The sequence below is a fragment of the Pseudoxanthomonas putridarboris genome, assembly GCF_038321125.1.
In the GTDB taxonomy this organism is placed as follows: Bacteria; Pseudomonadota; Gammaproteobacteria; order Xanthomonadales; family Xanthomonadaceae; genus Pseudoxanthomonas_A; species Pseudoxanthomonas_A putridarboris.
Genome location: NZ_JBBWWT010000004.1, coordinates 252,542 through 278,902 on the forward strand (window position 1 = coordinate 252,542; position 26,361 = coordinate 278,902).

Sequence of the window (26,361 nt, forward strand, 5' to 3'; positions counted from 1 at the left end):
TGTGGATCCTTGCTGCCGCCGTGCGCAGTACGCAGGCGGATGGGGGCCGGATACGCGCGGGGCCGCATGCGCGGCCCCGACACGGTTCCTCGCGGACGCGGGACTTACGCCTTGACGTGCGCCTTGACGTAGTCGATGGCCTGCTGCACCGAAGTGATCTTCTCGGCTTCCTCGTCCGGAATCTCGCACTCGAACTCTTCTTCCAGCGCCATCACCAGTTCAACGGTGTCCAGCGAGTCGGCGCCCAGGTCATCGACGAACGATGCGCTGGTGGTGACTTCCTCTTCCTTAACGCCGAGTTGTTCGACGACGATTTTCTTGACGCGTTCTTCGATGCTGCTCATGGATTCGCTCCAGACGGAGATTGGGTGACTTGTAGGAGATTGCCACGGTGGGGCGATGGCAAACCGGTGGATAGTGTAGTGGAAACCGCCGGCGACGGGCAGGCCTCGCCAATCACCATTGAATCAACGACTTACAGCCGCTTCCTGATACGACTTGCCTACGGCATGTACATGCCGCCGTTGACGTGCAGCGTCTCGCCGGTGATGTAGCTGGCGGCCGGGCCGGCCAGGAACGCCACCGCATGCGCGATGTCGGACGGTTCGCCCAGGAGGCCCAGCGCGATCTGCTGCGACAGCGCCCGCCTGGATTCCTCGGGCAGGTCCTTGGTCATGTCGGTGGCGATGAAGCCAGGCGCGACGACGTTGACGGTGACGCCGCGGCTGCCGATTTCCTTGGCCAGCGATTTGGAGAAGGCGATGATGCCGGCCTTCGCCGCCGCGTAATTGGCCTGCCCCGCGTTGCCGGTGACGCCGACCACCGAGGCGATGTTGATGATGCGGCCCTTGCGCGCCTTCATCATGCCGCGCATCACCGCCTTGGACGTGCGGAACACGCTGGTGAGGTTGGTATCCAGGATGGCCTGCCAGTCCTCCTCCTTCATCCGCATCAGCAGGTTGTCGCGGGTGATGCCGGCATTGTTGACCAGGATGGAGATGCCGCCGAATTCCTTGCCGACCGCATCGATCAGCGCATCGACCGCGGCGCCATCGGTGACGTCGAGTTCGCGCCCATGGCCGCCGACAGCGGCGAGGCGCTCGCCGATGGCCTGCGCACCGGAAGCGGTGGTGGCGGTGCCGACGACGGTGGCGCCCTGGGCGGCCAGTTCGTCGGCGATGGCGGCGCCGATGCCGCGGCTGGCGCCGGTGACCAGCGCGATTTCACCCTGCAGGGGTTTGCTCATTGCGATGTCCTCGAAACTGTTTTGACCACGGATTGCGCGGATAACCACGGATAAAGCCGTTTATACGGGCTTGCTTCCATCCGCGTTCATCCGCGCGATCCGTGGCGAAGCATTCATTGCCAGTCGGCGAGCGCGGACTGGAAGTCGCCCACGCCGCCGATGGCGCGCGCATCCAGCGACTTGTCGATGCGCTTGACCAGGCCGGCGAGCACCTTGCCCGGGCCGCATTCCACGATGCGGGTGGCGCCGTTGCCGGCCAGCACCTGCACGCATTCGGTCCAGCGCACCGGCAGATACAACTGGCGCACCAGGGCGTCGCGGATGGCATCGACGCCGTCATGCACTTTCGCATCGACGTTCTGCACCACCGGCAACGACGGCATCTGCCACGCCAAGCCGGCCATCACTTCGGCCAGGCGGTTGGCGGCTTCGCGCATCAGCGGCGTGTGCGAGGGCACGCTGACGGCCAGCTTGACCACCTTGCGCACGCCGCGTTCGGTCAACAATGCGATGGCACGGTCCACCGCTTCGGTATCGCCGCCGATGACGATCTGGCCGGGCGAATTGAAGTTGGCCGGCACCACGACCTTGCTGCTCGAGGCCTGCTCGCAGACTTCGGCCACCAGCGCGTCCTCGGCGCCCAGCACGGCGGCCATCGCACCGACGCCCTGCGGCGCGGCGTCCTGCATCAGCTGGCCGCGCAGGCGCACCAGGTGCGCGCCGTCCCGCAGCGACAGCGCGCCGGCGGCGACCAGCGCGGTGTATTCGCCCAGGCTGTGGCCGGCCAGCTGCGACGGCTGCGCACCGCCCTGCCGCCCCCACGCGCGCCACACGGCGATGCCGGCGGCCAGCAGCGCGGGCTGGGTGTATTCGGTGCGGTTGAGCATTTCCTCGGGGCCGCCCTGGGACAGCGCCCACAGATCGGTGCCGGCGCCTTCGGAGGCTTCTGCGAAGGTCTCGCGGACCACCGGATGCAGTTCGGCCAGTTCGGCCAGCATGCCCAGCGACTGGGAACCCTGGCCGGGAAAGACGAAGGCCAATGAAAGGACAGGCATCGAGTCGGTCACGCGATCATCCGCTACGGAAACAGGCCGCGCATGATACGGCCGAATCCGGGCCTGCGTCTGTACTGGTGCGTATGCGCGGCGCCGCGACGCCGGTCAGATCAGCGCTTGCAACAGATCCAGGTCGCCATCGCTGAACCAGTCGAACAGCAGCAACACGGACAGCATCAGCGTGAAGGTGGTCGCCGCATGCACGACCAGGATCGCGTGCGCCAGCGAGCGCGCGGAAGTGCCCAGATGACGGCTCAGGCGCGCCAGTTTCTGCAGCTTTCCGGCGACATGGTGGGCGTGCGCGCTCACTGCGTCAGGCTCTTCGCCCAGGGGGCGCCGCAGCAGTTCGGCGAATGCCTGCGGCCTGTCGTCGTAGTACTTGGCGGCGCCATAGCTGAACATTAGCCAGTCGCGCGCCTGCGCCTGTTCCAGCGACATCACTTCCAGCGGATCTTCCTCGAAGTCGATGAAGCCGATGCGTGCACCATCGAACGTCATGTTGCGCGGTACCGGCTGGCCGAAATAGGCGCCGGCGCGATGCGCCTGGCGGATGGCGCCGGCGGCCGCAAGCGTGAGTTCGTCCAGGCGCGCGCCGTCGTGGGCCGTTTCGCGCATCCGGGCGGACAGCGATTCGCCCAGGTCGCCGAGGATCAGCGACGCCTTGCCTTCCCCCAGCACTTCCGGCACGAGGATGTCCTGCGCGCGCAGTTCGGCCAGGCGCCGGGCCTCGGTCTGCTTGGCCTGTTCGCCGTCGTAGTGCGGCGGCGGCCGCAACGCGGTCATGTCCATCCGCGTGGCCAGTCCGTCGAGCATGCGCAGCGCGGCGCCCCGGTGGTGGGTACCGTATTTCTTCAGCCAGGCGCGGCGGCCGGCGAGCGTGATGGCTTCGACCATAACGATAAAATAACGCCTATCGCAGCCGATGGGCGCTTGTGATCGATATCACGATAATCCGGCATTCAGCCGCGCAGCGGGAGCGCTGCGCCCGCGTCAATAGCGCAGCAGCACCGAGCCCCAGGTGAAGCCGCCGCCGAAGGCCTCCAGCAGCAGCAACTGGCCGCGCTGCACCCGGCCGGAGCGCACCGCGGTGTCCAGCGCCAGCGGCACCGAACCGGACGAGGTGTTGCCGTGCTTGTCCACGGTGACCACCACCTGGTCCATCGACATGTCCAGCCTCTTGGCGGTGGCCTCGATGATGCGCAGGTTGGCTTGGTGCGGGATCAGCCAGTCCAGGTCGTGCTTGTCCAGCCCGTTGGCTTCCAGCGTCTCGTCGACGACGGAATCAAGCGCCTTGACGGCGTACTTGAACACGTCGTTGCCCTTCATGTTGATGCGGATGCCGTTGTTGGGCTCTTCCGGCTTGAAGCCGGCGGACACGCCCACCGGGTTCCACAGCAGTTCCTTCTTGCTGCCATCGGCATGCAGGTGGGTGCTGAGGACGCCGGTCTCGGCGTCGGCCTTCAGCACCGCCGCGCCGGCGCCGTCGCCGAACAGCACGCAGGTGGTGCGCTCGGTCCAGTCGACGATGCGGCTGAGGGTCTCGGTGCCGATGACCAGCGCGGTCTTGACGTCGCCGGAACGGATGAACTTGTCGGCCACGCTGAGCGCGTAGATGAAGCCCGAACAGGCGGCGTTGACGTCCAGCGCCGCACAGCCGCCCGCGCCCAGCCGCGCCTGGATCAGGCAGGCGGTGGACGGGAAGATCAGGTCGGGCGTGGTGGTGCCCACCACGATCAGGTCGATTTCCGACGCATCGACGCCCGCGGCCTCGAGCGCGCGGACGGCGGCGTGGTAGCCCAGGTCGCCGGCGGTTTCGCCGTCGGCGGCGATGTGGCGCTCACGGATGCCGGTACGGGACTGGATCCATTCGTCGCTGGTATCCACCAGCCTGGACAGATCCTCGTTGGTCAGCACCTTCTCGGGCAGATAGCTGCCCGTTCCGGCGATGCGCGCATAAATGCGCCCCTTGTTACCCGGCTCGCTCATGCACGCTCCCATTGCTGGCCCACGGCGGGGCCCTGGCTGTCGTTGATCATGCGGATGGCGCGCCGCAGGGGCGCGCCGCACGGATCAATCTTCCTCGACCACCGAATTGGTCTTGGTGGCGATGACCTTCTTGCCGCGGTAGTAGCCGTCGGCCGTCACGTGGTGGCGCAGGTGGATCTCGCCGGTGGTGGGGTCGGTGGACAGCTGCTTGGCGGTCAGCGCGTCGTGCGAGCGACGCTGACCACGGCGGGACGGGGTGACGCGGGATTTCTGCACAGCCATGGGATTGCTCCAGCTCTAAACTTGTAATGAACCGATCTTGAAATGAACCTTGCGATTCGTCTTGCCAGACCGCCGCAGCGGCTAGTTCTTCTTCAGCGAGGACAGCGCCGCGAACGGGCTGGCCTTGGCCAATTCCTCTTCCTGCGCGGGCCAGTCGCGTTCCACCGCTTCCGACCCGGGCGACACCGCCACCACCGGCACGGCGAGGACCAGTTCGTCCTCGACCAGCTCGGCCGGCCGCAGCATGCCGTCTTCCGGCACCAGCAGCGCCTCGTAGCCGGGCGGGAGCGCGGATTCCTCCGCTTCGTCCCGCACCAGGCCCAGTCGCTGGGTGATGCCGACCGGCAACACGAACCGCTGCAGGCTGCGCTGGCAGACCAGCGGCAGGCCGGCGTCGATTCGCAACTCGACATACGGCACTTGCAGCGCATCGCGATCGAACTCGATCGCGTAGCGCACATCCTCGCCTTCGGTATCGACCAGAAGGCCCTGCAGGCGCGTCATGGCGGACAACGGCAGGCGACCTTCGAAACTGCGCCGCGCCGCGACCATGCGCCAAGCATCCAACATCTCGGGCGTATTCGCGGACATAAGCCGCTGAATGTTAAGGATGGAACGCCGAGCTGTCAAACGGGCACCACACCGCAGCATGGCTTGCCGGCCAGCCCCGCACCCGGCAGACTCCCCGCCCCCTGCCGACCCGACCGCCCCCATGCCCCTGCTGCTCGCCTCGACCTCCCGCTACCGCCGCGAACTGCTGGAACGACTGCGCCTGCCGTTCCATATCGCGCGGCCGGAGGTGGACGAGGCGGCGCTGCCGGGCGAAAGCGTCGCGGCGCTGGCCGCCCGGCTGGCCCGGGCCAAGGCCGGGGCCATCGCCCGGCAGCAGCCGGAGGCCTGGGTGATCGGCTCGGACCAGGCCGCCGAACTGGACGGCCAGCCGCTGGGCAAGCCCGGCCAGCGCGACGCCGCCATCGCGCAGTTGGCCGCCATGTCGGGACGCGAGGTGCATTTTCACACGGCCGTCTGCCTGGCGCGCGACGAGCAGGCGCTGGAGGCGCTGGACACGACCACGGTGCGCTTCCGCACGCTGACGCCGGAGGAGATCGAGCGCTACGTGGACGCCGAGCAGCCGTTCGACTGCGCCGGCAGCTTCAAGGCCGAAGGACTGGGCATCGCGCTGTTCGACGCCATCGAGTCGAAGGATCCCACCGCGCTGGTGGGGCTGCCGTTGATCGCACTGGCGCGGATGTTGCGGGAAGCGGGTTTCGAGCTGCCCTGAGAACCTGTTCACGATCTCGAAAAAGGAGTTCGTCATTCCGGCGGCTTTCAACAGCCGAATGGCTGGTCAAGCCGGAATGAGGGGTCTTTTTTCTCGACTACCGGCCGCGCTTATCGAGATCGTGAACAGGCTTCGAGGCCAGCGCGCCCTATTCCAGCACCACCGGCTGCTCCGCCCATTCCTCCTCGCTGCCGTCGCCGCCGGTGATGCGCAGGCCCAGCCAATGGCGTCCCGCGGGAAACGCGCTGGCGTCCACCTCGGCCTTGAACTGCACCCGCGGCATGCGCGGATCGCGCGAGCCGTCCTTCAGGAAGCCGCCGAGCCATTCGTTGGCGCCGGCATCCTGCGCCTGCGACACCACGCGGCCATTCAGCGTCACCTCTACCCGACGCACGCCCGCCACGTCCTTCACCGCCCAGCCGCTGACCGTGAAGCGCTTCGGCACCCTCGCGCCGACCTCAGGCGCATCTATATTGGCGACGACCGGCGTGGTGCATTCGCCTTCCGCGCGCTGCGCCGGCAACGCGAACAGCAGGAAACGGCGCGCGCCGTGGTCGATGTTCACCACCTGCGGCGGCGGCAACGGGCCGACCATCCGGCACAGCGCCTGGTAGTGGGCAAGCAGGGCGCTGAACTTCACGTCGGTCGCCCCCACCACCAGCAACGCCGGCGCGCTGCGCTGGCCATCGTGCTGCAGCTTCCACAGTTGCAGCTGCGGGGCGCGGCCATGCTTGTGGTTGAGCGGGTGGTCCAGCACGGGGATGTCGGCATCGCCCAGCGCGAAACCCAGTTCCGCCCCGGTCTTGAAGTTGTCGGCCAGCAGCGTGGTGCCGGCGGGAAGCCGTTCGCGGGCCTTGCGCACTTCCTCCGCCAACTCATTCCAACCCGCGAAGTTGGACGGGTAGTACTTGTCGCCGGCCAGCTGCGCGCGCAGGCCAGGCACCGACACCGCCAGGTAATAACCCAGCATCAACACCGCGCCGATGCCCGCCAGCCCCCATGTCGCCTTGCGCCACGCCGACGGCCATTCCCGCAGCAACAGGGGCACCGCCATCAGCAGCGCCAGATAGCCGGGCAACGGCCAGTGGAAGCTGACGCGCTCGTCATCGGCGAAGAAGCCGAGCACGAAGAAACCGAACGTGGAAACGGCGCCCAGCAATGCGAAGTAACGCCATTGCGGCAACGAAGGACCGCCGCCACGCAATCCCCGCACCGATGCCACCAGCATCGCCCAGAACAGCAGCGGCGTGGCCATCGCCGCCTGCACCAGCAGGAACCGCGCGCCGTCGCCATGGAACGCCCAGGGATGACGGTCCAGCAACTGGAAGCGCAGGCCGGCGTCGGCGTATTCCAGGTTCCAGGCCAGCAACGGCGCCCAAGCGGCGACGCCGCACGCCAGCGCCACCCATACGCGCGCATCGCGCAACAGGCGGCGGCCTTCCGGCAACCACAGCAGCGCCAGCAGGCCCACGCCGATCACGCCGATGAAGCGGTAGTGGCTCAATCCGCCGATCACCAGCCCCAGCGCCAGTTCGGCGGCGGACATCGCATCCGCCTCGCGCAGCAGGCGCGCGCCGGCGTCGGCGCACAGCACGGCGGCCACCGCCATCGGCACGTCGGGCAGCGCCAGCAGTCCCAGCGTGCCCGACAGCGGCATCAACACCGTGAGCGTCCCGGCCTGCCAGCCCGCCGCGGCACCGAACCAGTGCGCGGTGCCGCGCGCCACCAGCCACGGCAAAAGCGCGGCCAGCAGCAGGAACGGCGCGCGCAAGGCCAGCACGTGGTCGCCGCCCACGACGGTGCCCAGCCGCGTCAACCATGCCGTGAGCCCGGGCAGGTCGGAATAGGCGGCGGCCAGGTGCCGGCCTTCCTGCCAGTAGAACGCTTCGTCCACGAACAACGGCAGCCGTGCGGCAATCACGACCTTGATCACAGTCGCGGCCACCCAGAGCGCGATGAACCATTGCCTGGCGCGTTGTTCTTCCTGCATCTCGCTACACTTCCCTGAACCCACGATCGGAAACCGAGAGCGCGATGTCCGCCATTCCCAGCACCCGCCCTATGCTATCCGATGCCCTCGGCGACGCCCTCAAGCGCGCGCAGGCGCAGGTCAACTCGCTGGTGCTGGGCAAGGCGCACGAGGTGCGGCTGGCCTTCGTCGCGCTGCTGTCCGACGGCCACCTGCTGATCGAGGACCTGCCCGGGCTGGGCAAGACCACGCTGGCGCACGCGCTGGCCGCGACGTTGGGGTTGAACTTCCAGCGCGTGCAATTCACCTCGGACCTGCTGCCGGCCGACGTGCTGGGCGTGTCGGTCTACGACGCGCAGGCGCGCGCCTTCACCTTCCACCCCGGCCCGGTGTTCGCCAACGTGCTGCTGGCGGACGAGATCAACCGCGCGCCGCCGCGCACCCAGAGCGCGTTGCTGGAAGCGATGGCGGAACACCAGGTCACCCTGGACGGCGTGACCCATGCGCTGCCGGAGCCGTTCTTCGTCATCGCCACGCAGAATCCTGTGGACCTGTCCGGCACCTACCCGCTGCCGGATTCGCAGTTGGACCGTTTCCTGCTGCGGTTGGCGCTGGGCTATCCGAGCGCGGAATCCGAGCGCGAACTGCTGTCCGGCAGCGACCGCCGCATGCTGATCGCCCAGGCCATGCCGCTGCTGTCCTCCGAGGACGTGCTGGCGCTGCGCCAGGCGGTCGACGCCGTGCATGCCAGCGATGCGCTGATCGGCTACGTGCAGGCGCTGCTGGCGCGCAGCCGGCAGCATCCGGGGGTGCGCGTCGGCCTGTCGCCGCGCGCGGGCATCGCGCTGCTGCGCGCGGCGCGCGCCTACGCGCTGCTGCTGGGCCGCAACCATGTATTGCCCGAGGACGTGCAGGCGCTGTTCGCCGCCGTCGCCGCGCACCGGCTGGTGGCCGAAGCCGAGTCGTCCTCGGCCGCGGCGCTGGCCAAGGCCATCCTGCACGCCGTGCCGGTGGACTGAACCGTGGCGGATACGCCACGCGCGGCATGGGCCCGGCGGTTCGCGCTGCTGGCGCGGCCGCGCCAGCCGGAAACACTGCCCGTGCAACTGGACCGGCGCAGGATCTACGTGCTGCCGACGCGATTCGGGCTGTTCTTCGCCGCGCTGCTTTCCACCATGCTGCTGGGGGCGCTGAACTACAACAACAACCCCGCGTTGCTGCTGGCGCTGTTGCTGGCCGCCACCGCCATGGCCAGCCTGATCGCCGCGCACCTGCAACTGGCGGGGTTGCGGGTGGAGGCGATCTCGGCCGAGCCCGTCGCCGCCGGCTCTCCCTTGCTGGTGCACGTCGCCCTGGCGGCCCGCGACGGACGCGTGCGCCGCGGGCTGCGGCTGGATGCCCGCGACGTGCATGGCTTCGCTCCGGTGCTTTCGGGCGAAGGCGTGGTGGCGCAGCTGTCGCTGCCTACACAACGACGTGGCTGGCTCGACCTCGACCGGGTGCGCCTGTCCACCACGCAGCCGTTGGGGCTGGCCCGCGCCTGGGCCTGGGTGTGGCCTTCCACGCCGCTGCTGGTCTATCCGCAACCGGAACCGCAAGGTCCACCGCTGCCGGAAGGCAAGGGCACGGGCATGCAGTCGCGCCTGCATCCCGCCGGCGATGACGTGCACCACCTGCGCGCCTATCGCCCCGGCGACGCGCGGCGCGCGATCGCGTGGAAACCCACCGCGCGCCGCGACACGCTGCTGGTGCGCGAGTACGAACAGCCATTGGGAGCGGAAGTGCCGCTGGACTGGCACAGCCTGTCCGCCCTGCCCTACGAGCACCGCATCCGCCGGCTGGCGCACTGGGTGGACCTGGCCGAACGCGAAGGGCGCCGCTATCGGCTGGCCCTGCCCGGCCAACCGCCGCTGGGGCCGTCTCACGGTGCGGCGCACCGCCACCTTTGCCTGCGCGCGCTGGCGCTGTTGCCCCATGCCGAAACCCGCTGACGCCAACGTGGCCCTGGATACCGGCAGCCGGCTATGGACGCTGGCGACGGCGGCCGTCTGCCTGCTGAGCCTGCTGGTGCAGCTGCCCGCCTCGCTGGCCTGGGGACTGGGCGCCACCGCCGCCGTGATGGCGGCGGCGGCCTGGCGTCGTCCGTTGCCCGTCTTGCTCCGCATTGTCCTGGCCACGGCCATGATGGCCGCGGTGCTGTCGGTGACGGGGCTGCGCTTCGGCCGCGACACCGGTTGCGCGCTGCTGGCGGCGATGCTGGCCATCAAGCCCACCGAGACCAGCAGCCTGCGCGACAGCCGCAGCCTGCTGGGGTTCGCGATGTTCGCGCCGTTCGCGGCCTTCCTGCTGGACCAGGGGCCGCTGACGATGTCGCTGGGGTTGCTGGGCGTGCTGAGCGGCCTGGTGGCGCTGCAGCGGCTGGCCGACGCCGAGGCGGATGCCATCGCCGACGGCCCACCGCCCCTGCGCCGGCTTGGCCTGGTCGGCAAGCTGGTGGTGATCGGGCTGCCGCTGATGCTGGCGGCGTTCTGGCTGTTCCCCCGCTTCTCCTCGCCCCTGTGGGGCGTGCCCGAGCGTGCGCTGGCGCGACCGGGACTCAGCGACGAAATGACGCCTGGCGGATGGCTGGACCTGATGACCGACGAGTCCCCTGCACTGCGGGTGCAGTTCTTCGGCGCCACGCCCAGGACCGACCAGATGTACTGGCGCGGGCCGGTGCTGTGGGATTTCGATGGCCGCAGCTGGACCCCATCGCCCTGGTTGCGGACCCTCCCCCCCGCCCCTGTCACTCCGGACAACACGGCCTGGGACTACCAGATCGAGGTGGAACCCACCGACCGCCGGCAACTGGTGGCGCTGGACCTGCCGACGACGGTTCCGGAGGGCGCGCAGCTCTCGATGGACTACGCCATGCGCGTGCGCGTGCCACTGAGTTCGTTGACGCGGTGGCGGATGCGCTCCGCGCCCCCGTCGCGGTTCGACCCGCAGTTGCCCCAGGCGCTGCGGCAGCAGGCGCTGCAACTGCCGCAGGATTCCAATCCGCGCACCCGCGCCCTGGCCGCGCAGTGGCGGCGGGAAGCGGGCGCCAACGATGCCGCGCTGGTCGATCGCGCGCTGGCGTGGATCCGCGCCGAGTTCGCCTACACGCTGGACACGCCGTTGCCGGGGCGCCATGCGGTGGACGAATTCCTGTTCGACCAGAAGCAGGGCTACTGCGAACACTTCAGCTCCGCGTTCGTGGTGCTGATGCGTGCGGCCGGCGTGCCGTCGCGCGTGGTCACCGGCTACACCGGCGGCATCTACAACCCGCTGGGCGGGTACTGGATCGTGCGCCAGCTGGACGCGCACGCCTGGACCGAAGTCTGGCTGCCGGAGCGCGGCTGGGTCCGCGTGGACCCGACCGCCGCGGTGGCGCCGGAGCGCATCTACGACACCCTGGAAGACCGCGCCCTGGCCGGCGGCGTGGGCGGACTGGCGGGCCTGACCAACTTCGGCAACGTCAGCGACTGGCTGCGGCGCGGCTGGAACGACCTGGTGCTGGGCTTCGACGCGTCCCGGCAGACCCGCATGCTGGAGCGACTGGGCGCGCATGGCCTGGGAAGCGGCGGACTCGGCGTGCTGTTCGGCCTGTTCGCCTTGCTGGCATTGGGCTGGATGGCCTGGCTGCTGGCCCGCGGCGAGCGCGAACGCGACCCGCTGCTGCGCGCCTGGCACCGGCTGGGCGCCCGCTATGCTCGCCTGGGCCTGGCCCGCGAACCCCATGAAACCGCCGGCGACTGGGCGCGCCGGGTGGCGGCCAGGCGGCCGCAGGGGGCCAGCGTGCTGTTCTCGCTCAGCCGCCGTTTCGCTGCGGCGCGCTACGCTGCCAATGAGGGGGATCACCGCGCACTGATCGAAGACCTGCGCCGGCACCACCCATGACTCACCGGAGACTGGCCATGAAACTTCGTACCGTATTCCTCGCCGCCGCAGCCGCCACCCTGGCGGCCTGCGCCACCGCACCCAAGCCGTTGCAGGGCAGTTTCACCGAGGTCAACCCGCGCGACTCCGTCGCCGCGCCACAGGTGGGCGCGCCGGTACGCTGGGGCGGCCGCATCATCACCACCACGCCGGGACAGAACTCCACCTGCTTCCAACTGGTGTCGCGCCCGCTGTCGGGCACCGGCCGGCCGCTGAGCAGCGCGCCGGACGCCACCGACGGCCGCTTCATCGCCTGCCGCGCCGGCTTCTACGACCCGGCCGTGTTCGCCGAGGGCCGCGAGGTGACCTTCGTCGGACGCATCGACGGTTACGAGTCCACCCGCATCGGCGACTACGACTACCAGCTGCCGCACGTGGCGGCCGACGTGGTCTACCTGTGGCCGGAAGTGCGCGAGGTCGAAGTGCGCCCGTATCCCTATCCGTACTCGTACTACGACCCGTTCTGGGGTCCGCGCTGGGGCCGCTGGGGCTGGTGGTAACCGGTTCGGTTGCAACGAAAAGCCGCTCGCCGAGCGGCTTTTTCGTGTCCACGGATTTGGTCCTGCCCGAACGGCCGTACAGGGCCCGCCCGCTTTGATTGTGGGAGCGACGTCAGTCGCGACGGGCCCCGGTAGGCCCTCCCTGTGCATGAGGACAAACGCGCCGCAGCGCGCCCGGATGGCGAACTGCCAAGCCTTAACGCTTTCTGATGCACGTCGCGACTGACGTCGCTCCCACAAGGAAAGCCTGGACGAGTGGCAGCCCCACACTACGAATCGGCCCTGTACGGCCGACATCACCCCATTGGACCGCCAGATCAGCCCGGCGTGCCGAAGCGTCCCAGCGGCGCGCCCGCCAGCAGGTGCAGGTGGATGTGGAACACGGTCTGCCCGGCATGCTCGCGGCAGTTCATCACCACGCGGTAGCCGTCCTGCGCGAAGCCTTCGCGGCGCGCGTACTCCGCGGCCGCCAGCATCAGCTTGCCGGCCAGCGGCGCCTGCTCCGGCTTCAGGTCGTCCAGCGTGGGAATGGCTTCGTTCTTCGGCACGAACAGCACATGCACCGGCGCCTGCGGTGCGATGTCCTTGAAACCCAGCACGTCGTCGTCCTCATAGACGATGGTGGCGGGAATCTCGCGGCGGATGATCTTGGCGAACAGCGTGTCGGTCATGACGGGATTCGGGATTCGGGATTGGAGATTAGCCTAGCGCTTTTCCCCCAATCCCGAATCCCCAATCTCCCATCCCGGCCTTCACGGCATGTCGCTGCGCCCGCCGAACGCATGCGCCAGCGTGCCGCGGTCGACGTATTCCAGTTCGCCACCCAGCGGCACGCCATGCGCCAACCGGCTGGGACGCACGCCATGCTGGCGCGCCAGCTGCGCCAGGTAGTGCGCCGTGGCCTCGCCTTCGACGGTGGGGTTGGTGGCGATGATCAGTTCGGTCACTTCGCCTTCGGCCAGGCGCGCGGCCAGTTGGTCCAGTCCCAGCTCGCGCGGACCGATCCCATCCAGCGGCGACAACCGCCCCTGCAAGATGAAGTAGACGCCCCGGTAGCCGGTGGCCTGTTCGATCGCCAGGCGGTCCGAAGGCGATTCCACCGCGCACAGTTGGTGACGGTCGCGGCTGGCGCTGGCGCAGATGGCGCAGAGCTCGGTTTCGGTGAAGTCGCGGCACTGGCGGCAGTGGCCGATGCTGTCCAGCGCGACGCCCAGCATCTCCGCCAGCCGCTTGCCCCCTTCCCGCTCGCGGTCGAGCAGGTGGTAGGCCATCCGCTGCGCGGTTTTCTGGCCCACGCCCGGCAGCACGCGCAGGGATTCGATCAGTTGTTCGAGGAGTGTGGACACGGGATTCGGGATTGGAGATTGGAGATTCGCAAAGCGGGCATCATTTCACGAATCCCGACTCCCGAATCCCCAATCCCGACTTCTCAGAACGGCAGCTTCATGCCCGGCGGCAGCGGCATGCCGGCGGTGGCCGAGCCCATCTTGGCCTTGGATTCGGCATCGACCTTGTTGGCCGCGTCGTTGAACGCGGCGGCCACCAGGTCCTCCAGCATCTCCTGGTCGCCCAGCACCGACGGATCGATGCGCACCTTGCGGCATTCCTTGGTGCCGGTGAGGGTCACGCTGACCATGCCGCCGCCGGCGTTGCCGGTGACTTCCAGCCTGGCCAGTTCTTCCTGCGCGCGCTGCAGGTTCTCCTGCATCTTCTGCGCCTGCTGCATCAGTTGGGCGATGTTTCCACGCATGTCGGTATCACTCTTCGTATGGACGGATGGAATCCGGGACGACCTTGGCGCCGTGCTGCTGGATCAGCCGCTGCACATCCGGATGGTTCATGAAGGTTTCCTCGGCGGCGTTCCGCCGCTCGTCGCGCTGGCGGTGGCTGCGCTCCTTGAGCGTCTCGGCGGTGTTGGCCGCGGCCACGAACACCAGCCTGGGCGCCACGCCGTAACGCGCGGCGATGGCGTCGGACAGCTCGCGCGTCGCACGCTCGGAGCGCAGGTAGTCGAAGCCCGGGTCCAGCGACAGCTTCAGCACGCCCGATTCGTAGGCGGCGAAGGCGGCGTTCTCCACCAGTTGCTTGCCCACGCCTTTCAGGCCGCTGTTGTCGGCGAAATGCAGCCAGGTTTCGGCGTCGGTGATGCCGATATCCGGCAGCATGAAGGAAGGAGCGGGAGCGGCCGGCTCGCTGCGTGACGCGGGCGGAGCCGGCGGTACGACGATGTCCCCGGGCACCCATGGCGGCTGGTCCGCCGCCATGGGTGCAGGCGCTGGCGGCGGCGCGACGGGCTCCTGGCGCGCCATCTGCTGTGGCACGGCCGGCACCGGTGCGGCGGCACGCGGCGCAGGCGTGGCGGCGGGTATGGGGGACGCAGCGGCCAACGCCGCCGGCCGGCCTTCGCCCCGCATTTCGCCGGCCTGCGCCGGACGGAACGCCAGCATGCGCAGCACGCTCATCTCGAAACCCGCGCGCCCGCTGGGCGCCAGGTATAGGTCGCGGCGTCCGCTCAGCGCCATCTGGTACCACAGCTGCACCACTTCCGGCCGCAGTTGCTGGGCGAAGGCGTCGACATCGATGCCTTCGGATTCGATCGAGGCCGACGGCACCAGTTGGCGCACCTGGATGCGGTGCAGCGCTTCAGCCAGCGCGTCCAGCACGCCCGCCCAGTCGGGCGAGAAATCGGCCAGCGTGGCGACCACTTTCAACAGCGATTCGCCATCGCCGCGCGCCAGCGCATCCAGCATGGCGCCCACCTGGGTGCGGTCCACCGTGCCCAGCATGGTGCGCACGCCGTCATCGCGCAGCGCGCCGCCGGCGTAGGCGATGGCCTGGTCCAGCAGCGACAGGCCATCGCGCAGGCTGCCGTCGGCGGCCTTGGCGATCTGGCGGATGGCGCCATCGTCGGCCTCGATGCCCTCGGCGCCCAGGATCTTGCCGATCTGGCCGGAGATCTGGCCTTCGTCCAGCCGCTTCAGGTTGAACTGCAGGCAGCGCGACAGCACCGTCACCGGCAGCTTCTGCGGGTCGGTGGTGGCGAGCAGGAACTTCACGTGCTCCGGCGGTTCCTCCAGCGTCTTCAGCAGCGCGTTGAACGCCGCCTTGGACAGCATGTGCACTTCGTCGATCAGGTAGACCTTGAACTTGCCGCGCGAGGGCATGTACTGCGCGTTCTCGATCACCTCGCGCACGTCGTCCACGCCGGTGTTGGACGCGGCGTCGATCTCCAGCAGGTCGATGTAGCGGCCGGCGTCGATGTCCAGACAGGCCGCGCACTGGCCGCAGGGATCGGCGCTGGTGCCCTTTTCGCAGTTGAGCGACTTGGCGAAGATGCGGGCGATGGTGGTCTTGCCGACGCCGCGGGTACCGGTGAACAGGAAGGCGTGGTGCACGCGCCCGCTGTCCAGTGCGTTGGTCAGCGCGCGGACCACGTGTTCCTGGCCCACCAGCTCGGCGAAACGCTTGGGGCGCCACTTACGGGCAAGGACGAGATAGGACATGCCGACATTGTGCCATGCCGGCCAGGCCCCTCCTGCGCCATCGGTGCCACGGACCGGTTTTACTTGTGGCCGGACCCGCCGAAGGCTAGAATTCACGGCCCTGAAAGCGGCCGGAAGTCCGCAGGCAGGTCCCGGAGAGGTGTCCGAGTGGTTGAAGGAGCACGCCTGGAAAGTGTGTAAGCGTCTAAACCGCGCTTCGGGGGTTCGAATCCCCCTCTCTCCGCCAGATCAAAAAAAGCCGTTGAAAATCAACGGCTTTTTTTCTTTCATCTGGGTGGGTTGGCAGGACACAAATCGGGACACATCTCCCGATGCGTATACCCCACCACCTCACGCGTTCCGCCACCGGCCTTTGGTCGTTCCGTCAGCGGGTTCCCGCGGACCTTCAGGATCTCGTTGGCCGCCGTCTGCTCAAGCGCACCCTGCGCACAAACGACCTCGGCGAAGCCCGCTTGCGCGCCATCCTGCTGGCATCGCGTTATGCTCAAGCCTTCACCTCGCTGAGGGACCGGCGGATGGACAAGCTTGGCAAGAAAGAGGTCGACGAGCTGATTGCTCGGTTGACGCAGACCGAGGGCCTGAAGGACCTGACCCTTCACCGAACCAAGGCTCCGGACGGAACCGTCAGCGAGCGTTGGCAGATCGACAATGAGGACGACCTGCGGCTCTTCCAGCAGGCCCATCAGTCCAACGACCCGCTCTTGGATGCGGTCAATTCTCCCCTGCCGGCCCGCGAGTTCGCCGCGGCCAGGGCGAAGATCACCCCCATCACGCTGGCGGATGCTCGCGATGCTTGGCTGGCCACCTTGCAGAGCAGCACCCTGCCCAAGACCCTCACGATTAAGAAGACGGCGGTGGAGGCCTTGGTTCGCTTCCTTGGGAACAAGACCAAGCTGCACACAGTTACTAGGACGGATCTGGCACGCTGGTATCAGCACATGCGCGACGAGGGTGCCTCTACCCCTACCTTGACCAACAAGCAATCGTATGTAGGCGGTCGCAGTGGCTTCTTCGAATGGGCCCAAGCATCCGGCTATTTCCCAAAGGGCGACAATCCGGCGGCCGGCCATGTCTCGTATTCGATTCGGGAGAAGCGGGCCAGGCGCAAGTTCGGCTTCAAAGCCTATGACGCACACCAAATCCAGGCCTTGTTTGCTCCGGCGGCGTTCGAGAGCTTGGCCCTGTCGGCCCGATGGGCTGCGGTCATCGGCCTTTACACGGGGGCCAGGGCGTCCGAAGTGGGTCAACTCTTGGTCGCGGACGTCATCGAAGAGGACGGCCTGCTATGCATCCGGGTGTCGGATGAGGGCGAATACCAAAAAGTGAAGACCGAGGTCAGCCTACGGACGGTGCCCGTGCATCCGGACCTGCTGGCGCTGGGCTTCCGGGAGTGGGTCGATGGGCTACGGGCCGCTGGCACCGAACGCCTGTTCCCTGCAGCCAAAGCAGATGCGAAAAATGGGGCCGGCAACTGGATCACCAAAGCCTTCGGCCGCCACCTGGAGCAGGTGGGGAAGAGCTGGCCCGCCGGCAAGCGAGGCTTCCATTCGCTCAGGAAAACAGTGATTCAAGCTCTTCAAGGCGCTGGCGTGCCTTCGGAACTGCGCGCTCAACTGGTGGGGCACGAACTCGACGACGAGCACCACTCGACGTATAGCCGCGATTTCACTGTGCGCGAAAAACTTCATGGACCTGGGCCCAGCACGCCCGGCCTGACGGCCTTGTCCTTCGGTTTGAATCTGCCGGTGCTCGCACAACTGTTACTCGACACGGCGCCAACACCACGCGCGGGGCGAAAGCGAGTCTCGGAGAAATGACCGGCGTGGACTAAACCCTAGAACTGTGAAAAAGTTCCGATGAATAGGGCTTGTGAAACACGTGAAACCTGCTTCGCTGCAAGTCACTCCCACGCAGCAGGACCTGCCCATGCCCGACGCCCAAACCCGAATCGCCACCCAGCTCCTGAGCGGGCATCTTCATCGAGCGAAAGACCTCAGCACCAGCGAGCGCTCTGAAGATATCCGTCTCGCGTTGGAGCTGGCAGAAGAAATCTTGCGCCAACGCGGGCACGGGGCTCCTACTTTTGAGAACTCACCGCCCACATCCCACTTGGCTCCTGCGGTCACGGCGACGAAAGAACGCCTCATCGAGCGGGAACCGCTCGCCCCCTTGGACGCTCTCCTTGTGGGCCGTCGAGGGCGAGGCGCAAAGCCTTCAGAGGACTCCGCCCGCAAGGGCCCCACGCTCCACTGAAGATAAAGCCCCACCCCACCCGAACAACGCCCCGTTTCAGCGGGGCGTTCTCGTTCAATGCAAACGCGGCGGGCGCGAGGACTGATTGGCTTCGATCGCTTTCAACGCCGCCGGGTCGATGGGGCCGAACCCAGGCGCCAAGGCGTCCGAGTCGATGGGATAGCTCTGCAGCATCCGGTCGCTCCACTCCTCGACGGCCTCCACAGCACCGGACAGGCTTTGCTCGCCCACGGCCTCGGCGGCGGGCGCGACCGCCTCCCTCGCGGCTTTCAACGCCGCCAAGCGCTGTTCGATCGCGGCCAGCCGCCGGCCGCGCCGCCTTGCCCATTCCTTCTCAGTCCCGTCGGTCGGCTTCGGGTTGTTCTCCACGAATTCCTCGAGCGCGTGCTCTGCCCGGTGGAGCAGCTTGAGCGCGTGCCGCTCGGCCAGCTGCCGCCGCTTCCCTTCCGTCGCCCATCGGCGAAGCGTTTTGAGCCGTTTCACCAGCTCCCGCAGGTCGGCGCGCAGACGCGGGTGGTCCGCGAACGCCGCGAGGCGGCTGGCGTGTTCTTCCAGGAAGCGGCGGGTGCTCCTCAGCCCATCCACGACAGCTGCCAACGCCCCATCCAGCCACAACCGAACCGCCTCGCCAAAGATATCCTGGGTCGAAGGGCCTGGTGCCTTGGGTGGCACTGTGAGCTGCCCGATGGACAGGCCGACCAGCCCCCGCACACCGATCATCTGGCTACCATCGGGCAATGCCAGGTCCAGGCCAGCACGCTTGTTTGCCTGACGGCGCTCCCGACGGGCCTGCTCCGGACCATGGCCGGCGGTCGGTACCATCGGCTCGAAGGTCTCGAGGAGCCTTTCGAACTGCTGGCTGTTCGCTTCGTGGATCGCCGTATTGCCCTCGGCCCGGTCCACGTCTTCACCACGGCGGGCCAGGGCGGACGCGTTCTTGCCGACATGCTGGGTGGGCTGCCGGGTCAAGAGTGCGGCAGCCACCAGATCACCCCGCGCCATCGCGTCCGCGGCTTGTGCCTCAAGGCTTCGGTGGTCCACCTGGACCCGAACCTCCGCGGCCTCAAGATGGGCATTGGTCACCTTGGCCACCATTTCCCGCACCCATTCGACCTCTGACTTCCCGGATGGTCCGCCATCCAATTCGCGGGTCTTGTCCGCCAAGCCTTCGGCATCCAGGCGGCGCGTGGTGGCCAGAATGTGGAGGTGCCAGTTAAGCCCATCCTTGGCGTCCGGAGCATGGACGCTTGCCTGAGCGGCGAACCGGTAGCGTTGCACCAGCGCTCGGGTGATCTCCGCGGCAAGGGCAGACCGTTGGTCGTCATTGAGTTCGTGCGGCAACGCCACCTCGAACTCCCTTGCCACAGTCGCATCCTTACGGCGCTCGGCGTGTTCCGCAGCTGACCACAGCTGCGCGGGAACCATCGACCAGTCGGGCGCATCGTCCGGAACCACGCACCGGGTCTCGACGACACCGCCACGCCGGCGGTAGTCGTGCCGCGAACCTGTCTTCTCGTCAACGAGAAGCAGGCCGGCGCGGTAGGCGGCCGCGGCGACTGACGAATGGCCTTTGGCGCGGCTGAAGGTTTTGACGCGGGCGTGGTAGATGGCCATCGGAGCTCCTGCTTGTGCTTCGCTCTTTATGCCGTGGCTTTTGATTTGCGCAAGCCGCGAGCGGCTTGGGGTTCAAGGGGCGAAGCCCTTTGCGCACGCGTTCCGTAGGAATGCCTATGTGCGCTCTTGCTGTATTCCTGCCTGCCCTGCCGTTGGAAGACTGGCGACGGAAAACTTTGCGGGCCTCAACGTAACAACAAGTGCTTGACGCCCAAGAATTCCTTGCTTGAATCGAGGTGACCACAACTGGAGACACTATATGGCTTCCAAAAATCACTACCAAGATCAGATCGCACGGGCTACCGCGCGCCTGGGCCACCTTCAAGCCAAAGAGCTTATAGCCAAGCAGCGCCGGGAATCACAGGCAAGAATTGCTGCCAAACGCGAGGAGCTTCGCCGCCGCCAGCGGGTAGCTGATATCGTTTTTGAATGCGGCGCTGATCAGCTAAGCGATATCGAACTTATGGACGCGCTAGCCCATGTCATGCGGGATAGATCAACCCTTTCACATTGAGAGGCGGCAGATCAACATTGCGCCAGATTCGGCGGGTCGCTACGCATGAAATGCGCTCCACTAGCCCTTTAGATACCAAGGTGGTATAGATTCCGAGAAACGAAACAAGCAACGGGGTCCTTCGTGCGCGCATCCTTAGAAATGACAGAGGGCCGGCAGGCACTCGCCGCCATTTTGGCAGCAAGGCCGCCAGAGAGTTCCGAGTGGAACGAAGCACAGAACCGCTTCCAGTTCGTGGACCGACTTCTGGTTGAGTGTTTGGGCTGGCAGAAACCAGATATCGAAGTTGAGGACCACGACGCACTTGGGGGCTACAGCGACTACAACCTAGGGCGAAATGCTGTTCTTGAAGCGAAACGTGAGGCTATTCTCTTTGATATGCCTCCCGGAAAGTTGCTTGTAAGGAAACTGCCATCGCTACTCGCATACTCCAAGAATCTGAGTGCGGCGGTGAGACAGGTCATACCTTACTGCGCAATGCGCGGTGCGCATGTTGCTGTGATTTGCAACGGGCCGCAGTTGATAATTTTCCAGTCCTTCGTGCCCGGCGGCTCCCCTTTGGAAGGCGAATGCTATGTATTCGATGGATTTGAGAGCTACCTGACCAACTTCTCACTGCTATGGAAGCTCCTTTCGCCGGAGGGTGTCCAGGAGAACCAAGCTTACACGCTGCTTAGCGTTCACCGTAATCCTCGCATACCCCCGAAGGCAGCAATTTCCATTCCCGAACCCTACAAGTATCGATACAGAAGTGACTTCCAAGAAAACGTTAGGTCACTGTCAAGTTTGCTGCTCGAAGAAATCGAGGACAATCCGGAGCTGAAGTCCGACTTCTATAGCGAGTGCTATATTCCGCTAGAAGCAAACAATCGTCACTTGCTGATGAGCAAGAACATAATCGAAGCACGATATCGTCGAGTTGCAGATGATGGAATGACTCCTTCGGCGCTTGATGAAATAACGGTTGTGAACGCCGGAGAGTCGATAAAATTTTCAGATCCTGGGATAGGCAGCCATGGCGCCAGACCTATTGTCGTTGTTGGAGACATTGGTGTTGGAAAGACCTCATTCTTTGAGAACCTATTCCAAAGTCTCAGTGGCGCGGAAAAGAGCTCGACATACTTTATTCACCTGAACTTAGGTCTAAAGGCGACGCTGACTGAGGACATCAAGGGATTCATCCTTGATGAGATTCCTTCCGTTTTGAAGAAGCAATATGAAGTAGACATCTTCGAGGATAGATTTGTTAGGTCGATATATCATCAAGATCTCCTCGACTTTTCCAGCGGCGTGAGAGGGAGGCTAAAGGATATTGACCCCCCTCAATACGAGCGCGACAAGATTGATTTCCTGTCAGCGAAAGTTGAGAGAAAGGATGAGCACCTTCGTAAATCTCTGGCTCACCTGGTCTTCGGTCGGAAGAAGCAGATCATCCTCGTGCTGGACAATGCTGACCAGCGATCTTTTCAGGTTCAGCAAGAGACATTTCTGATTGCTCAGGAGTTTGCTGCAACCAGAGCAATGCTCGTCTTTGTGGCTTTGCGCCCGAGCACCTTCTACCAATCGAAGACATCTGGCTCCCTGGCCGCCTATCAGAACAAGCTTCTGACCATATCGCCTCCGCCTGCTGATGAGGTCGTTCAGAAGCGGATCTTATTCGCTATCCGCGTAGCCACGGGCGAAGTCGCACCCGGCAGTCTCACGTCAATACGCCTGCACCTTAGCAGCGTCGTGCATTTCCTTAGGGCGACCTCTCGCTCAATCAGATCAAGCGACCAAATCAAACTCTTTCTCAGCAACATCTCTGGCGGAAATACGCGCGCAGTGGTCGAACTTATTACAGGCTTCTTTGGTAGCCCGAATGTGGATTCGACAAGAATTGTTGAGTTAGAGGAGAAAACCCACAATTACCGAATCCCTTTCCATGAGTTCACCAAGCACGCCCTGCTTGGAGACTACGCATACTTCAATTCGCAATCCTCGCTAGTTGCCTGCAATATTTATGACGTATTCCTGGCTGATCCGAGGGAGCATTTCTTATGCCACCTCATCGTCGCCTTTCTTAGCTCAAACACGGGGTATGTTGATAATGATGGATTCGTAAGCGGGAGCGTGATACTGCGTGAGATAGCTAAGCAACGGTTCGTTCCGGAACAGATCGCTATGGCCGCCCGAAGACTAGCCTCAAAGCGACTAATCGAGACCCCCCATGCTCACTATCGCGAGATCCCTGTCCCTGAAGAGGAAGGAATTGAGGGACATTACTTTAGAGCGACCACGATTGGCATCTATCACATCCGCCACTGGTGTGGGTCATTTGCATTCCTTGATGCAATGAGCATTGATACGCCAATTTTCAGTGAGAAACACAGAATGGACGTGGTGAAGGAAGCCGCCTCATTCCGTATCGACCATCGCTACGAAAGGACGCTCGCTTTCAGAAGCTATCTGGAGGAGCAATGGAACCTTGCGAACATCGCGGCGGACTACTATGACTTCCCCGGCGTGCTCAGAAGCCAAGAGGGAACGTTTGAGAGCGTTAGAGGTCCCGCGGAGCGGGCGGTCGCGAATGCATCTACTGATCGCCCAAGAGGATTTCGTTCTACAAAGTAGCACTAACGTGACGACCGTGTGGGCACGAAGTGCGGACAATATTTGCCCATCTTTAGACGGAATTCGAATCCGGCTCCTACCCATTCTTGACATGGCCGAGTATAGAACTAGAAATAAACTAACGTAACGACCTACAGGCGGCGGGCCCCGATCACGCTATTTATCCAGCGTACAGATCTTCCCTAACAAGTCCTGAGCTGCAAGTTAGCTTACTTCGTTAAACAGTACGGTAATGACTCCGAAAGCAAGCGCCAGCTAAAAATGCAAACCATTGATCTTACTGGGATTGCATTGAGCGACTCGACGTTAATGCGCATCGCACGCATGCCATTTGATCCCATGAAGTTCTCAATGCCTAAGGTCATCACTCGCCCTGCAGAAAAATGTCGCAACCGGGTTGACGAATTTCTTTCCTGATTGAACTTACTTCCATCTTCAGATGGAAGTGAAACCGTGTCGAACCAACCCCACGCAACCAACCAAACGCTTCAGAACTACATCAACAGCCCCTTCGGCTTGCTCACAATGAAAGGCGTCCGTATCGGACGGGTCGTCATTGAGGAAGTCGCTATCGCGGGTCGAGAAGCCGCCATCAATCTTCAGGAGATCTTCCTGATGGCCTGCGACAAGACCAAGCGACTTCGGATCAGCAAGAGCGCAACCCGCTACCCTGAGCCGCTCCCGGTGGCCTCCCCCGCTCGCCTTCTTTCGATCGAGATGCAAGACCATCTCAACGACATGGCCCGGCGAAACCTCCAGCCCAGGACCATCGAAGCGACCGAACGCACCTTGAAGCTGCTGAAGCTGACGTGCGGCGACATTCCGGTTTCCCGCATCGACCACAAGCACATCTATCAATTGTGGGATGTGATCCGCTGGGCACCCACCGGCCTGATGTCCTTTCCGAACCTCAACGCACTGACGCCAGACAGATCGATTGCCCTAGGCAAGAAGGAGAGCGTCCAAGCGCCCGCGCCGGCGACCATGGAAAGGCACCGGCGGTTCCTGGTTGCCTTCTTCAATCAGCTGGTTCGCACCCGCGCCATTCCTGCCTCTCCCATGGCACCGTTCGCGGAAGTCAAGAAAGATCTGGCGATCGACCCGAACAAGCCAGAGCGGCTCTTCGATGATGAGGATTTGAAGCGAATCTTCTCCCCCGCCACGTTCATCCCCTGGGCCAAGTGCCATCCGCACCGCTGGTGGGCCCCGATGATTGGCCTCTACACAGGTGCTCGCATCAACGAAGTGGCTCAGCTCAAGTTGGCCGACATTGTTCAAGAGAGCGGCGTGTGGTGCATCCGCATCCAAAAGACGATCGACGCCGACTTGGCGCACAAGGCCACCGGCCGGAGCCGCCAGAGCCTTAAAGGCAAGGCCGCGGTTAGGACCTTGCCCATCCCCAAGCCCCTGCTGGATGCAGGCTTCATTGAGTTCGTCGAAGACATGCGCGCATGTGGGCACCCTCGCCTCTTCCCGCACCTCTCCGCCGGCGTGAACCGAAAGACCGGAGAGACCAATGCCCGCTACAGCCAGGGCATCTTGAACCAGTTCGGGCGTTACCTGCGGGATCTCGGCTTCCCGAAGGGCGTGGGCTTCCACGCGTTCCGGCACACCTTCGCCACCGAGCTACATCACCAAGGCATTCCTGAAGAGGACATCGCGCTGGTCACCGGCCACTCTGTGTCAAAGAAGGTGCCGGTCCTGCATGAGGCCTACTTCCACAAGAAGCCGGCGGTGGCCCGATCCAAGCAAATCAAGGCGCTGGCAAGCTACCAGCCACCGGTGGCGCTACCCGCCTACCAAAGGGGCCAGTTTGCGGGGCAGCTCGCAGATCCAAGCAAGTTCCATCCCTAATGCAAAGACATCTCACGCATGGCCTGAAGGTTGCGGATGACCTCTGACACGCCTTCGTATTCGCTCTCTGAAAGCAGTGAATACTTCGCATCCAATACCAAAGGCTCACGCCCAAAGTCCACGCCGGCATCGTCCACCAGGAACAGTATTAACTGAGATCCCGGTGGACGATCATTTCGAATGAAGTGAAGCAGGCTAAGGTGGTTAAAGTCATCCTGATCCTGTTGCTTTGGCGAGTCCAAAACAATTGGACACCTCACCGCATCCTCAGTCTCCCAGATCAGACAAAGTATTGCATAGAGGTAAGCGAGAACAGCTCGCGGACGATCACTGCCGGTCTCGTGAAGTCTCGCTGTGAGGGCCTCATGGAATGCATCTGGGAATGTCACGCTAAGTTTGCTTGAGAACGCCCTCAGAAGGCCGCTATAGGTCTCAAGGATGTTCTTCTTCCTTTCCGGCGAACGTGCGCTCCTTAGCCTTTCCGTTGCTTGCTTAATTCGGTAATCCAAATCCGCAACTTCGGCGACCAGATCAGTCATCTGAGCGTCAAGCTGCGAGGAAAACGTCTTTTGACCTGCGCGCTCCAGGAGTCGAGCGAAAGTGACCTGACCTCTGCGCCTGGTCAGCAACTCGTTGAACTTTTGCTCATCCTCGTTTGCGTCCCTCAAACGTTGGCGACTAATGGCAATCTGACCCGACACCAAAGCGAGGTTGTCCATAACCTCCACCAGCACATCGTCCGCCCTGCCCTCGTCTTGCGCGAGAGCAAATCGCTGCGCGAAGGAGTTCTCGTGAAGTTGTCCGCATGTTGGGCATTCCAGCTCATCGTCGGCATGCCTCACTGCAAACATGTAATCCGCGTGGAGTTCTCGGCGCACCCGATCAAGAATTTCGCGCTGAGCCTCGAGCTGAAGTCGCCTCTCAGTCAATGTGGCGAGCTTGGCGCGCTCCTGCTCTCGAACCTCCACGAGCGACTCGAGAATTCCGACGACACGTTCGATTTCTTCCGCAAAAACCTCCGGATCGATTTCCATGTCGATATCTTCGACCATGGTGTCTTTCGCGCGCTTCTGGAGCGATCGTAGACCATCCAACTGCTTGGCAGGCTCGACTTTTGCAGCTGTTGCAATTGCTTGCGCCTCAAGCGCATCAAAGTATTCAGCGCCGGTCACGCCCACGTGGAAGTTCACCACGTCTTCTCGCCAACGAGCAAACTGATCCAACCGATCAAACGAAGTCCACGGTTGACTCCAACCGGCGTCCTGATCCACATAGAAAGGGATGAATAGATAGGCGGGAGGTGGAACAACGACCTCATCCTTGCGGTTCTTCAGCCTCAGCTTCGCACCCAAGAGCTCATACAAGGCCGGCGCTAAGCCCTCAGTGATCGAGGTGTAGCAGCCCAGAACTCTGTCCGCCTGAATTAAGGTAAACGTCTTGCCTTCCTTCAGCATGACGTAGGGGTTGCCGTTTACCGTGAACTCGAGCGCAGAAATCACGCTGGCAGCCTTCCAGTCGGGATGGACCTCGGCCGCCGGGGCGCCGAGGGTGCCGTATATGGACTTGGCCAGAGACGATTTGCCTACATCATTTAGCCCCTTGACCACCGTTACGTCGGGATGGAACTCGATCGACCTTGCTTTTCGCTCCCGATGGGAAACGAGATGAAGCTTTTGAAAGACTAAGCTTTTCATGTGTCCTGGTCCTTAGACTGCGCACCAGCATCCGGA

The 26,361-nt window shown here is 64.4% G+C and carries 23 protein-coding genes and 1 tRNA gene; 10 read left to right on the forward strand and 14 right to left on the reverse strand.

The genetic code is table 11. The annotated features are described in order from the left end of the window. Positions 1 to 104: 104 nt before the first annotated feature. The 7 genes from acpP to AAD027_RS11080 form a co-directional block, all read right to left on the reverse strand. Positions 105 to 344, reverse strand: coding sequence for an acyl carrier protein (acpP, locus tag AAD027_RS11050; RefSeq protein ID WP_014161144.1), 240 nt, complete (start codon positions 342 to 344; stop codon positions 105 to 107). A 158-nt stretch (positions 345 to 502) separates the two neighbouring features. Next, the gene (fabG, locus tag AAD027_RS11055; RefSeq protein ID WP_341726084.1) at positions 503 to 1,246 is read right to left on the reverse strand and encodes a 3-oxoacyl-ACP reductase FabG; all 744 of its coding nucleotides are present in this window, start codon (positions 1,244 to 1,246) and stop codon (positions 503 to 505) included. 113 nt (positions 1,247 to 1,359) lie between these two features. Then, positions 1,360 to 2,301: an ACP S-malonyltransferase gene (gene fabD / locus AAD027_RS11060; protein ID WP_341726195.1), complete on the reverse strand. Its 942-nt coding sequence runs from the start codon at positions 2,299 to 2,301 to the stop codon at positions 1,360 to 1,362. 105 nt (positions 2,302 to 2,406) lie between these two features. After that, a complete protein-coding gene (locus AAD027_RS11065; protein WP_341726085.1) occupies positions 2,407 to 3,195 on the reverse strand; it encodes a BUD32 family EKC/KEOPS complex subunit in 789 nt (262 codons plus the stop codon). A gap of 96 nt (positions 3,196 to 3,291) precedes the next feature. After that, positions 3,292 to 4,287, reverse strand: coding sequence for a beta-ketoacyl-ACP synthase III (locus AAD027_RS11070; protein ID WP_341726086.1), 996 nt, complete (start codon positions 4,285 to 4,287; stop codon positions 3,292 to 3,294). Positions 4,288 to 4,371: 84 nt separating this feature from the next. Next, on the reverse strand, positions 4,372 to 4,569 hold the full coding sequence (gene rpmF, locus AAD027_RS11075; RefSeq protein ID WP_341726087.1) for a 50S ribosomal protein L32: 198 nt from the start codon (positions 4,567 to 4,569) through the stop codon (positions 4,372 to 4,374). A gap of 81 nt (positions 4,570 to 4,650) precedes the next feature. After that, positions 4,651 to 5,160 carry a YceD family protein gene (locus tag AAD027_RS11080; protein ID WP_341726088.1) on the reverse strand — a complete coding sequence of 170 codons (510 nt, stop codon included), beginning with the start codon at positions 5,158 to 5,160 and terminating at the stop codon, positions 4,651 to 4,653. Between the two features lie 121 nt (positions 5,161 to 5,281). Between AAD027_RS11080 and AAD027_RS11085 the strand changes: the two genes are divergently transcribed. Further along, a complete protein-coding gene (locus tag AAD027_RS11085) occupies positions 5,282 to 5,851 on the forward strand; it encodes a Maf family protein (protein ID WP_341726089.1) in 570 nt (189 codons plus the stop codon). Between the two features lie 148 nt (positions 5,852 to 5,999). On the opposite strand, the gene AAD027_RS11090 is transcribed toward AAD027_RS11085, so the two are convergent. Beyond that, positions 6,000 to 7,841, reverse strand: coding sequence for an ArnT family glycosyltransferase (locus AAD027_RS11090; RefSeq protein ID WP_341726090.1), 1,842 nt, complete (start codon positions 7,839 to 7,841; stop codon positions 6,000 to 6,002). Positions 7,842 to 7,912: 71 nt separating this feature from the next. Between AAD027_RS11090 and AAD027_RS11095 the strand changes: the two genes are divergently transcribed. From AAD027_RS11095 to AAD027_RS11110, 4 genes are read left to right on the forward strand one after another with little or no spacing between them, the layout of a single operon-like run. Further along, entirely contained in the window at positions 7,913 to 8,839 is a 927-nt protein-coding gene (locus AAD027_RS11095) for an AAA family ATPase (RefSeq protein ID WP_341726091.1), read from the forward strand. Between the two features lie 3 nt (positions 8,840 to 8,842). Then, positions 8,843 to 9,811 carry a DUF58 domain-containing protein gene (locus AAD027_RS11100; RefSeq protein ID WP_341726092.1) on the forward strand — a complete coding sequence of 323 codons (969 nt, stop codon included), beginning with the start codon at positions 8,843 to 8,845 and terminating at the stop codon, positions 9,809 to 9,811. After that, positions 9,795 to 11,741, forward strand: a complete 1,947-nt coding sequence (locus tag AAD027_RS11105) for a transglutaminase TgpA family protein (RefSeq protein ID WP_341726093.1) — start codon at positions 9,795 to 9,797, stop codon at positions 11,739 to 11,741. The genes AAD027_RS11100 and AAD027_RS11105 overlap by 17 nt, the downstream gene beginning before the upstream one ends. A 17-nt stretch (positions 11,742 to 11,758) precedes the next feature. After that, positions 11,759 to 12,280 carry a Slp family lipoprotein gene (locus tag AAD027_RS11110; RefSeq protein ID WP_341726094.1) on the forward strand — a complete coding sequence of 174 codons (522 nt, stop codon included), beginning with the start codon at positions 11,759 to 11,761 and terminating at the stop codon, positions 12,278 to 12,280. Positions 12,281 to 12,597: 317 nt separating this feature from the next. Here the strand turns inward: AAD027_RS11110 and AAD027_RS11115 are convergent, their stop codons facing one another. The 4 genes from AAD027_RS11115 to dnaX form a co-directional block, all read right to left on the reverse strand. Further along, positions 12,598 to 12,951 carry a histidine triad nucleotide-binding protein gene (locus AAD027_RS11115; RefSeq protein WP_341726095.1) on the reverse strand — a complete coding sequence of 118 codons (354 nt, stop codon included), beginning with the start codon at positions 12,949 to 12,951 and terminating at the stop codon, positions 12,598 to 12,600. An 81-nt stretch (positions 12,952 to 13,032) separates the two neighbouring features. After that, complete coding sequence (recR, locus tag AAD027_RS11120; RefSeq protein WP_341726096.1) at positions 13,033 to 13,626, reverse strand: recombination mediator RecR; 594 nt, start codon at positions 13,624 to 13,626, stop codon at positions 13,033 to 13,035. An 83-nt stretch (positions 13,627 to 13,709) separates the two neighbouring features. Beyond that, complete coding sequence (locus tag AAD027_RS11125) at positions 13,710 to 14,030, reverse strand: YbaB/EbfC family nucleoid-associated protein (protein WP_341726097.1); 321 nt, start codon at positions 14,028 to 14,030, stop codon at positions 13,710 to 13,712. 7 nt (positions 14,031 to 14,037) lie between these two features. Beyond that, a complete protein-coding gene (dnaX, locus tag AAD027_RS11130) occupies positions 14,038 to 15,783 on the reverse strand; it encodes a DNA polymerase III subunit gamma/tau (RefSeq protein ID WP_341726098.1) in 1,746 nt (581 codons plus the stop codon). Positions 15,784 to 15,916: 133 nt separating this feature from the next. On the opposite strand from dnaX, the gene AAD027_RS11135 reads away from it, so the two are divergent. Together AAD027_RS11135 and AAD027_RS11140 are read left to right on the forward strand one after the other, a co-directional pair. Beyond that, a tRNA-Ser gene (locus AAD027_RS11135) sits at positions 15,917 to 16,009 on the forward strand. Positions 16,010 to 16,094: 85 nt separating this feature from the next. Beyond that, positions 16,095 to 17,600, forward strand: a complete 1,506-nt coding sequence (locus tag AAD027_RS11140) for a DUF6538 domain-containing protein (protein ID WP_341726099.1) — start codon at positions 16,095 to 16,097, stop codon at positions 17,598 to 17,600. Between the two features lie 490 nt (positions 17,601 to 18,090). On the opposite strand, the gene AAD027_RS11145 is transcribed toward AAD027_RS11140, so the two are convergent. Continuing rightward, positions 18,091 to 19,650 carry a MobA/MobL family protein gene (locus AAD027_RS11145; RefSeq protein WP_341726100.1) on the reverse strand — a complete coding sequence of 520 codons (1,560 nt, stop codon included), beginning with the start codon at positions 19,648 to 19,650 and terminating at the stop codon, positions 18,091 to 18,093. Between the two features lie 259 nt (positions 19,651 to 19,909). Here AAD027_RS11145 and AAD027_RS11150 point away from each other — a divergent pair, with 259 nt between their 5' ends. The 3 genes from AAD027_RS11150 to AAD027_RS11160 all read left to right on the forward strand — a co-directional run bounded on the left by AAD027_RS11150 (position 19,910) and on the right by AAD027_RS11160 (position 24,631). Then, on the forward strand, positions 19,910 to 20,164 hold the full coding sequence (locus tag AAD027_RS11150; RefSeq protein ID WP_341726101.1) for a hypothetical protein: 255 nt from the start codon (positions 19,910 to 19,912) through the stop codon (positions 20,162 to 20,164). Positions 20,165 to 20,305: 141 nt separating this feature from the next. After that, positions 20,306 to 22,777: a hypothetical protein gene (locus AAD027_RS11155; RefSeq protein ID WP_341726102.1), complete on the forward strand. Its 2,472-nt coding sequence runs from the start codon at positions 20,306 to 20,308 to the stop codon at positions 22,775 to 22,777. A 453-nt stretch (positions 22,778 to 23,230) separates the two neighbouring features. After that, a complete protein-coding gene (locus AAD027_RS11160; RefSeq protein ID WP_341726103.1) occupies positions 23,231 to 24,631 on the forward strand; it encodes a site-specific integrase in 1,401 nt (466 codons plus the stop codon). On the opposite strand, the gene AAD027_RS11165 is transcribed toward AAD027_RS11160, so the two are convergent. Continuing rightward, the gene (locus tag AAD027_RS11165; RefSeq protein ID WP_341726104.1) at positions 24,628 to 26,325 is read right to left on the reverse strand and encodes a hypothetical protein; all 1,698 of its coding nucleotides are present in this window, start codon (positions 26,323 to 26,325) and stop codon (positions 24,628 to 24,630) included. The genes AAD027_RS11160 and AAD027_RS11165 overlap by 4 nt on opposite strands. Positions 26,326 to 26,361 lie beyond the last annotated feature (36 nt).

Coding starts and splice junctions, on each gene's coding strand:
- acpP (WP_014161144.1), bottom strand. CDS start 344: ATGAGCAGCATCGAAGAACGCGTCAAGAAAATCGTCGTCGAACAACTC.
- fabG (WP_341726084.1), bottom strand. CDS start 1,246: ATGAGCAAACCCCTGCAGGGTGAAATCGCGCTGGTCACCGGCGCCAGC.
- fabD (WP_341726195.1), bottom strand. CDS start 2,301: ATGCCTGTCCTTTCATTGGCCTTCGTCTTTCCCGGCCAGGGTTCCCAG.
- AAD027_RS11065 (WP_341726085.1), bottom strand. CDS start 3,195: ATGGTCGAAGCCATCACGCTCGCCGGCCGCCGCGCCTGGCTGAAGAAA.
- AAD027_RS11070 (WP_341726086.1), bottom strand. CDS start 4,287: ATGAGCGAGCCGGGTAACAAGGGGCGCATTTATGCGCGCATCGCCGGA.
- rpmF (WP_341726087.1), bottom strand. CDS start 4,569: ATGGCTGTGCAGAAATCCCGCGTCACCCCGTCCCGCCGTGGTCAGCGT.
- AAD027_RS11080 (WP_341726088.1), bottom strand. CDS start 5,160: ATGTCCGCGAATACGCCCGAGATGTTGGATGCTTGGCGCATGGTCGCG.
- AAD027_RS11085 (WP_341726089.1), top strand. CDS start 5,282: ATGCCCCTGCTGCTCGCCTCGACCTCCCGCTACCGCCGCGAACTGCTG.
- AAD027_RS11090 (WP_341726090.1), bottom strand. CDS start 7,841: ATGCAGGAAGAACAACGCGCCAGGCAATGGTTCATCGCGCTCTGGGTG.
- AAD027_RS11095 (WP_341726091.1), top strand. CDS start 7,913: ATGCTATCCGATGCCCTCGGCGACGCCCTCAAGCGCGCGCAGGCGCAG.
- AAD027_RS11105 (WP_341726093.1), top strand. CDS start 9,795: ATGCCGAAACCCGCTGACGCCAACGTGGCCCTGGATACCGGCAGCCGG.
- AAD027_RS11110 (WP_341726094.1), top strand. CDS start 11,759: ATGAAACTTCGTACCGTATTCCTCGCCGCCGCAGCCGCCACCCTGGCG.
- AAD027_RS11115 (WP_341726095.1), bottom strand. CDS start 12,951: ATGACCGACACGCTGTTCGCCAAGATCATCCGCCGCGAGATTCCCGCC.
- AAD027_RS11125 (WP_341726097.1), bottom strand. CDS start 14,030: ATGCGTGGAAACATCGCCCAACTGATGCAGCAGGCGCAGAAGATGCAG.
- dnaX (WP_341726098.1), bottom strand. CDS start 15,783: ATGTCCTATCTCGTCCTTGCCCGTAAGTGGCGCCCCAAGCGTTTCGCC.
- AAD027_RS11140 (WP_341726099.1), top strand. CDS start 16,095: ATGCGTATACCCCACCACCTCACGCGTTCCGCCACCGGCCTTTGGTCG.
- AAD027_RS11145 (WP_341726100.1), bottom strand. CDS start 19,650: ATGGCCATCTACCACGCCCGCGTCAAAACCTTCAGCCGCGCCAAAGGC.
- AAD027_RS11150 (WP_341726101.1), top strand. CDS start 19,910: ATGGCTTCCAAAAATCACTACCAAGATCAGATCGCACGGGCTACCGCG.
- AAD027_RS11155 (WP_341726102.1), top strand. CDS start 20,306: ATGACAGAGGGCCGGCAGGCACTCGCCGCCATTTTGGCAGCAAGGCCG.
- AAD027_RS11165 (WP_341726104.1), bottom strand. CDS start 26,325: ATGAAAAGCTTAGTCTTTCAAAAGCTTCATCTCGTTTCCCATCGGGAG.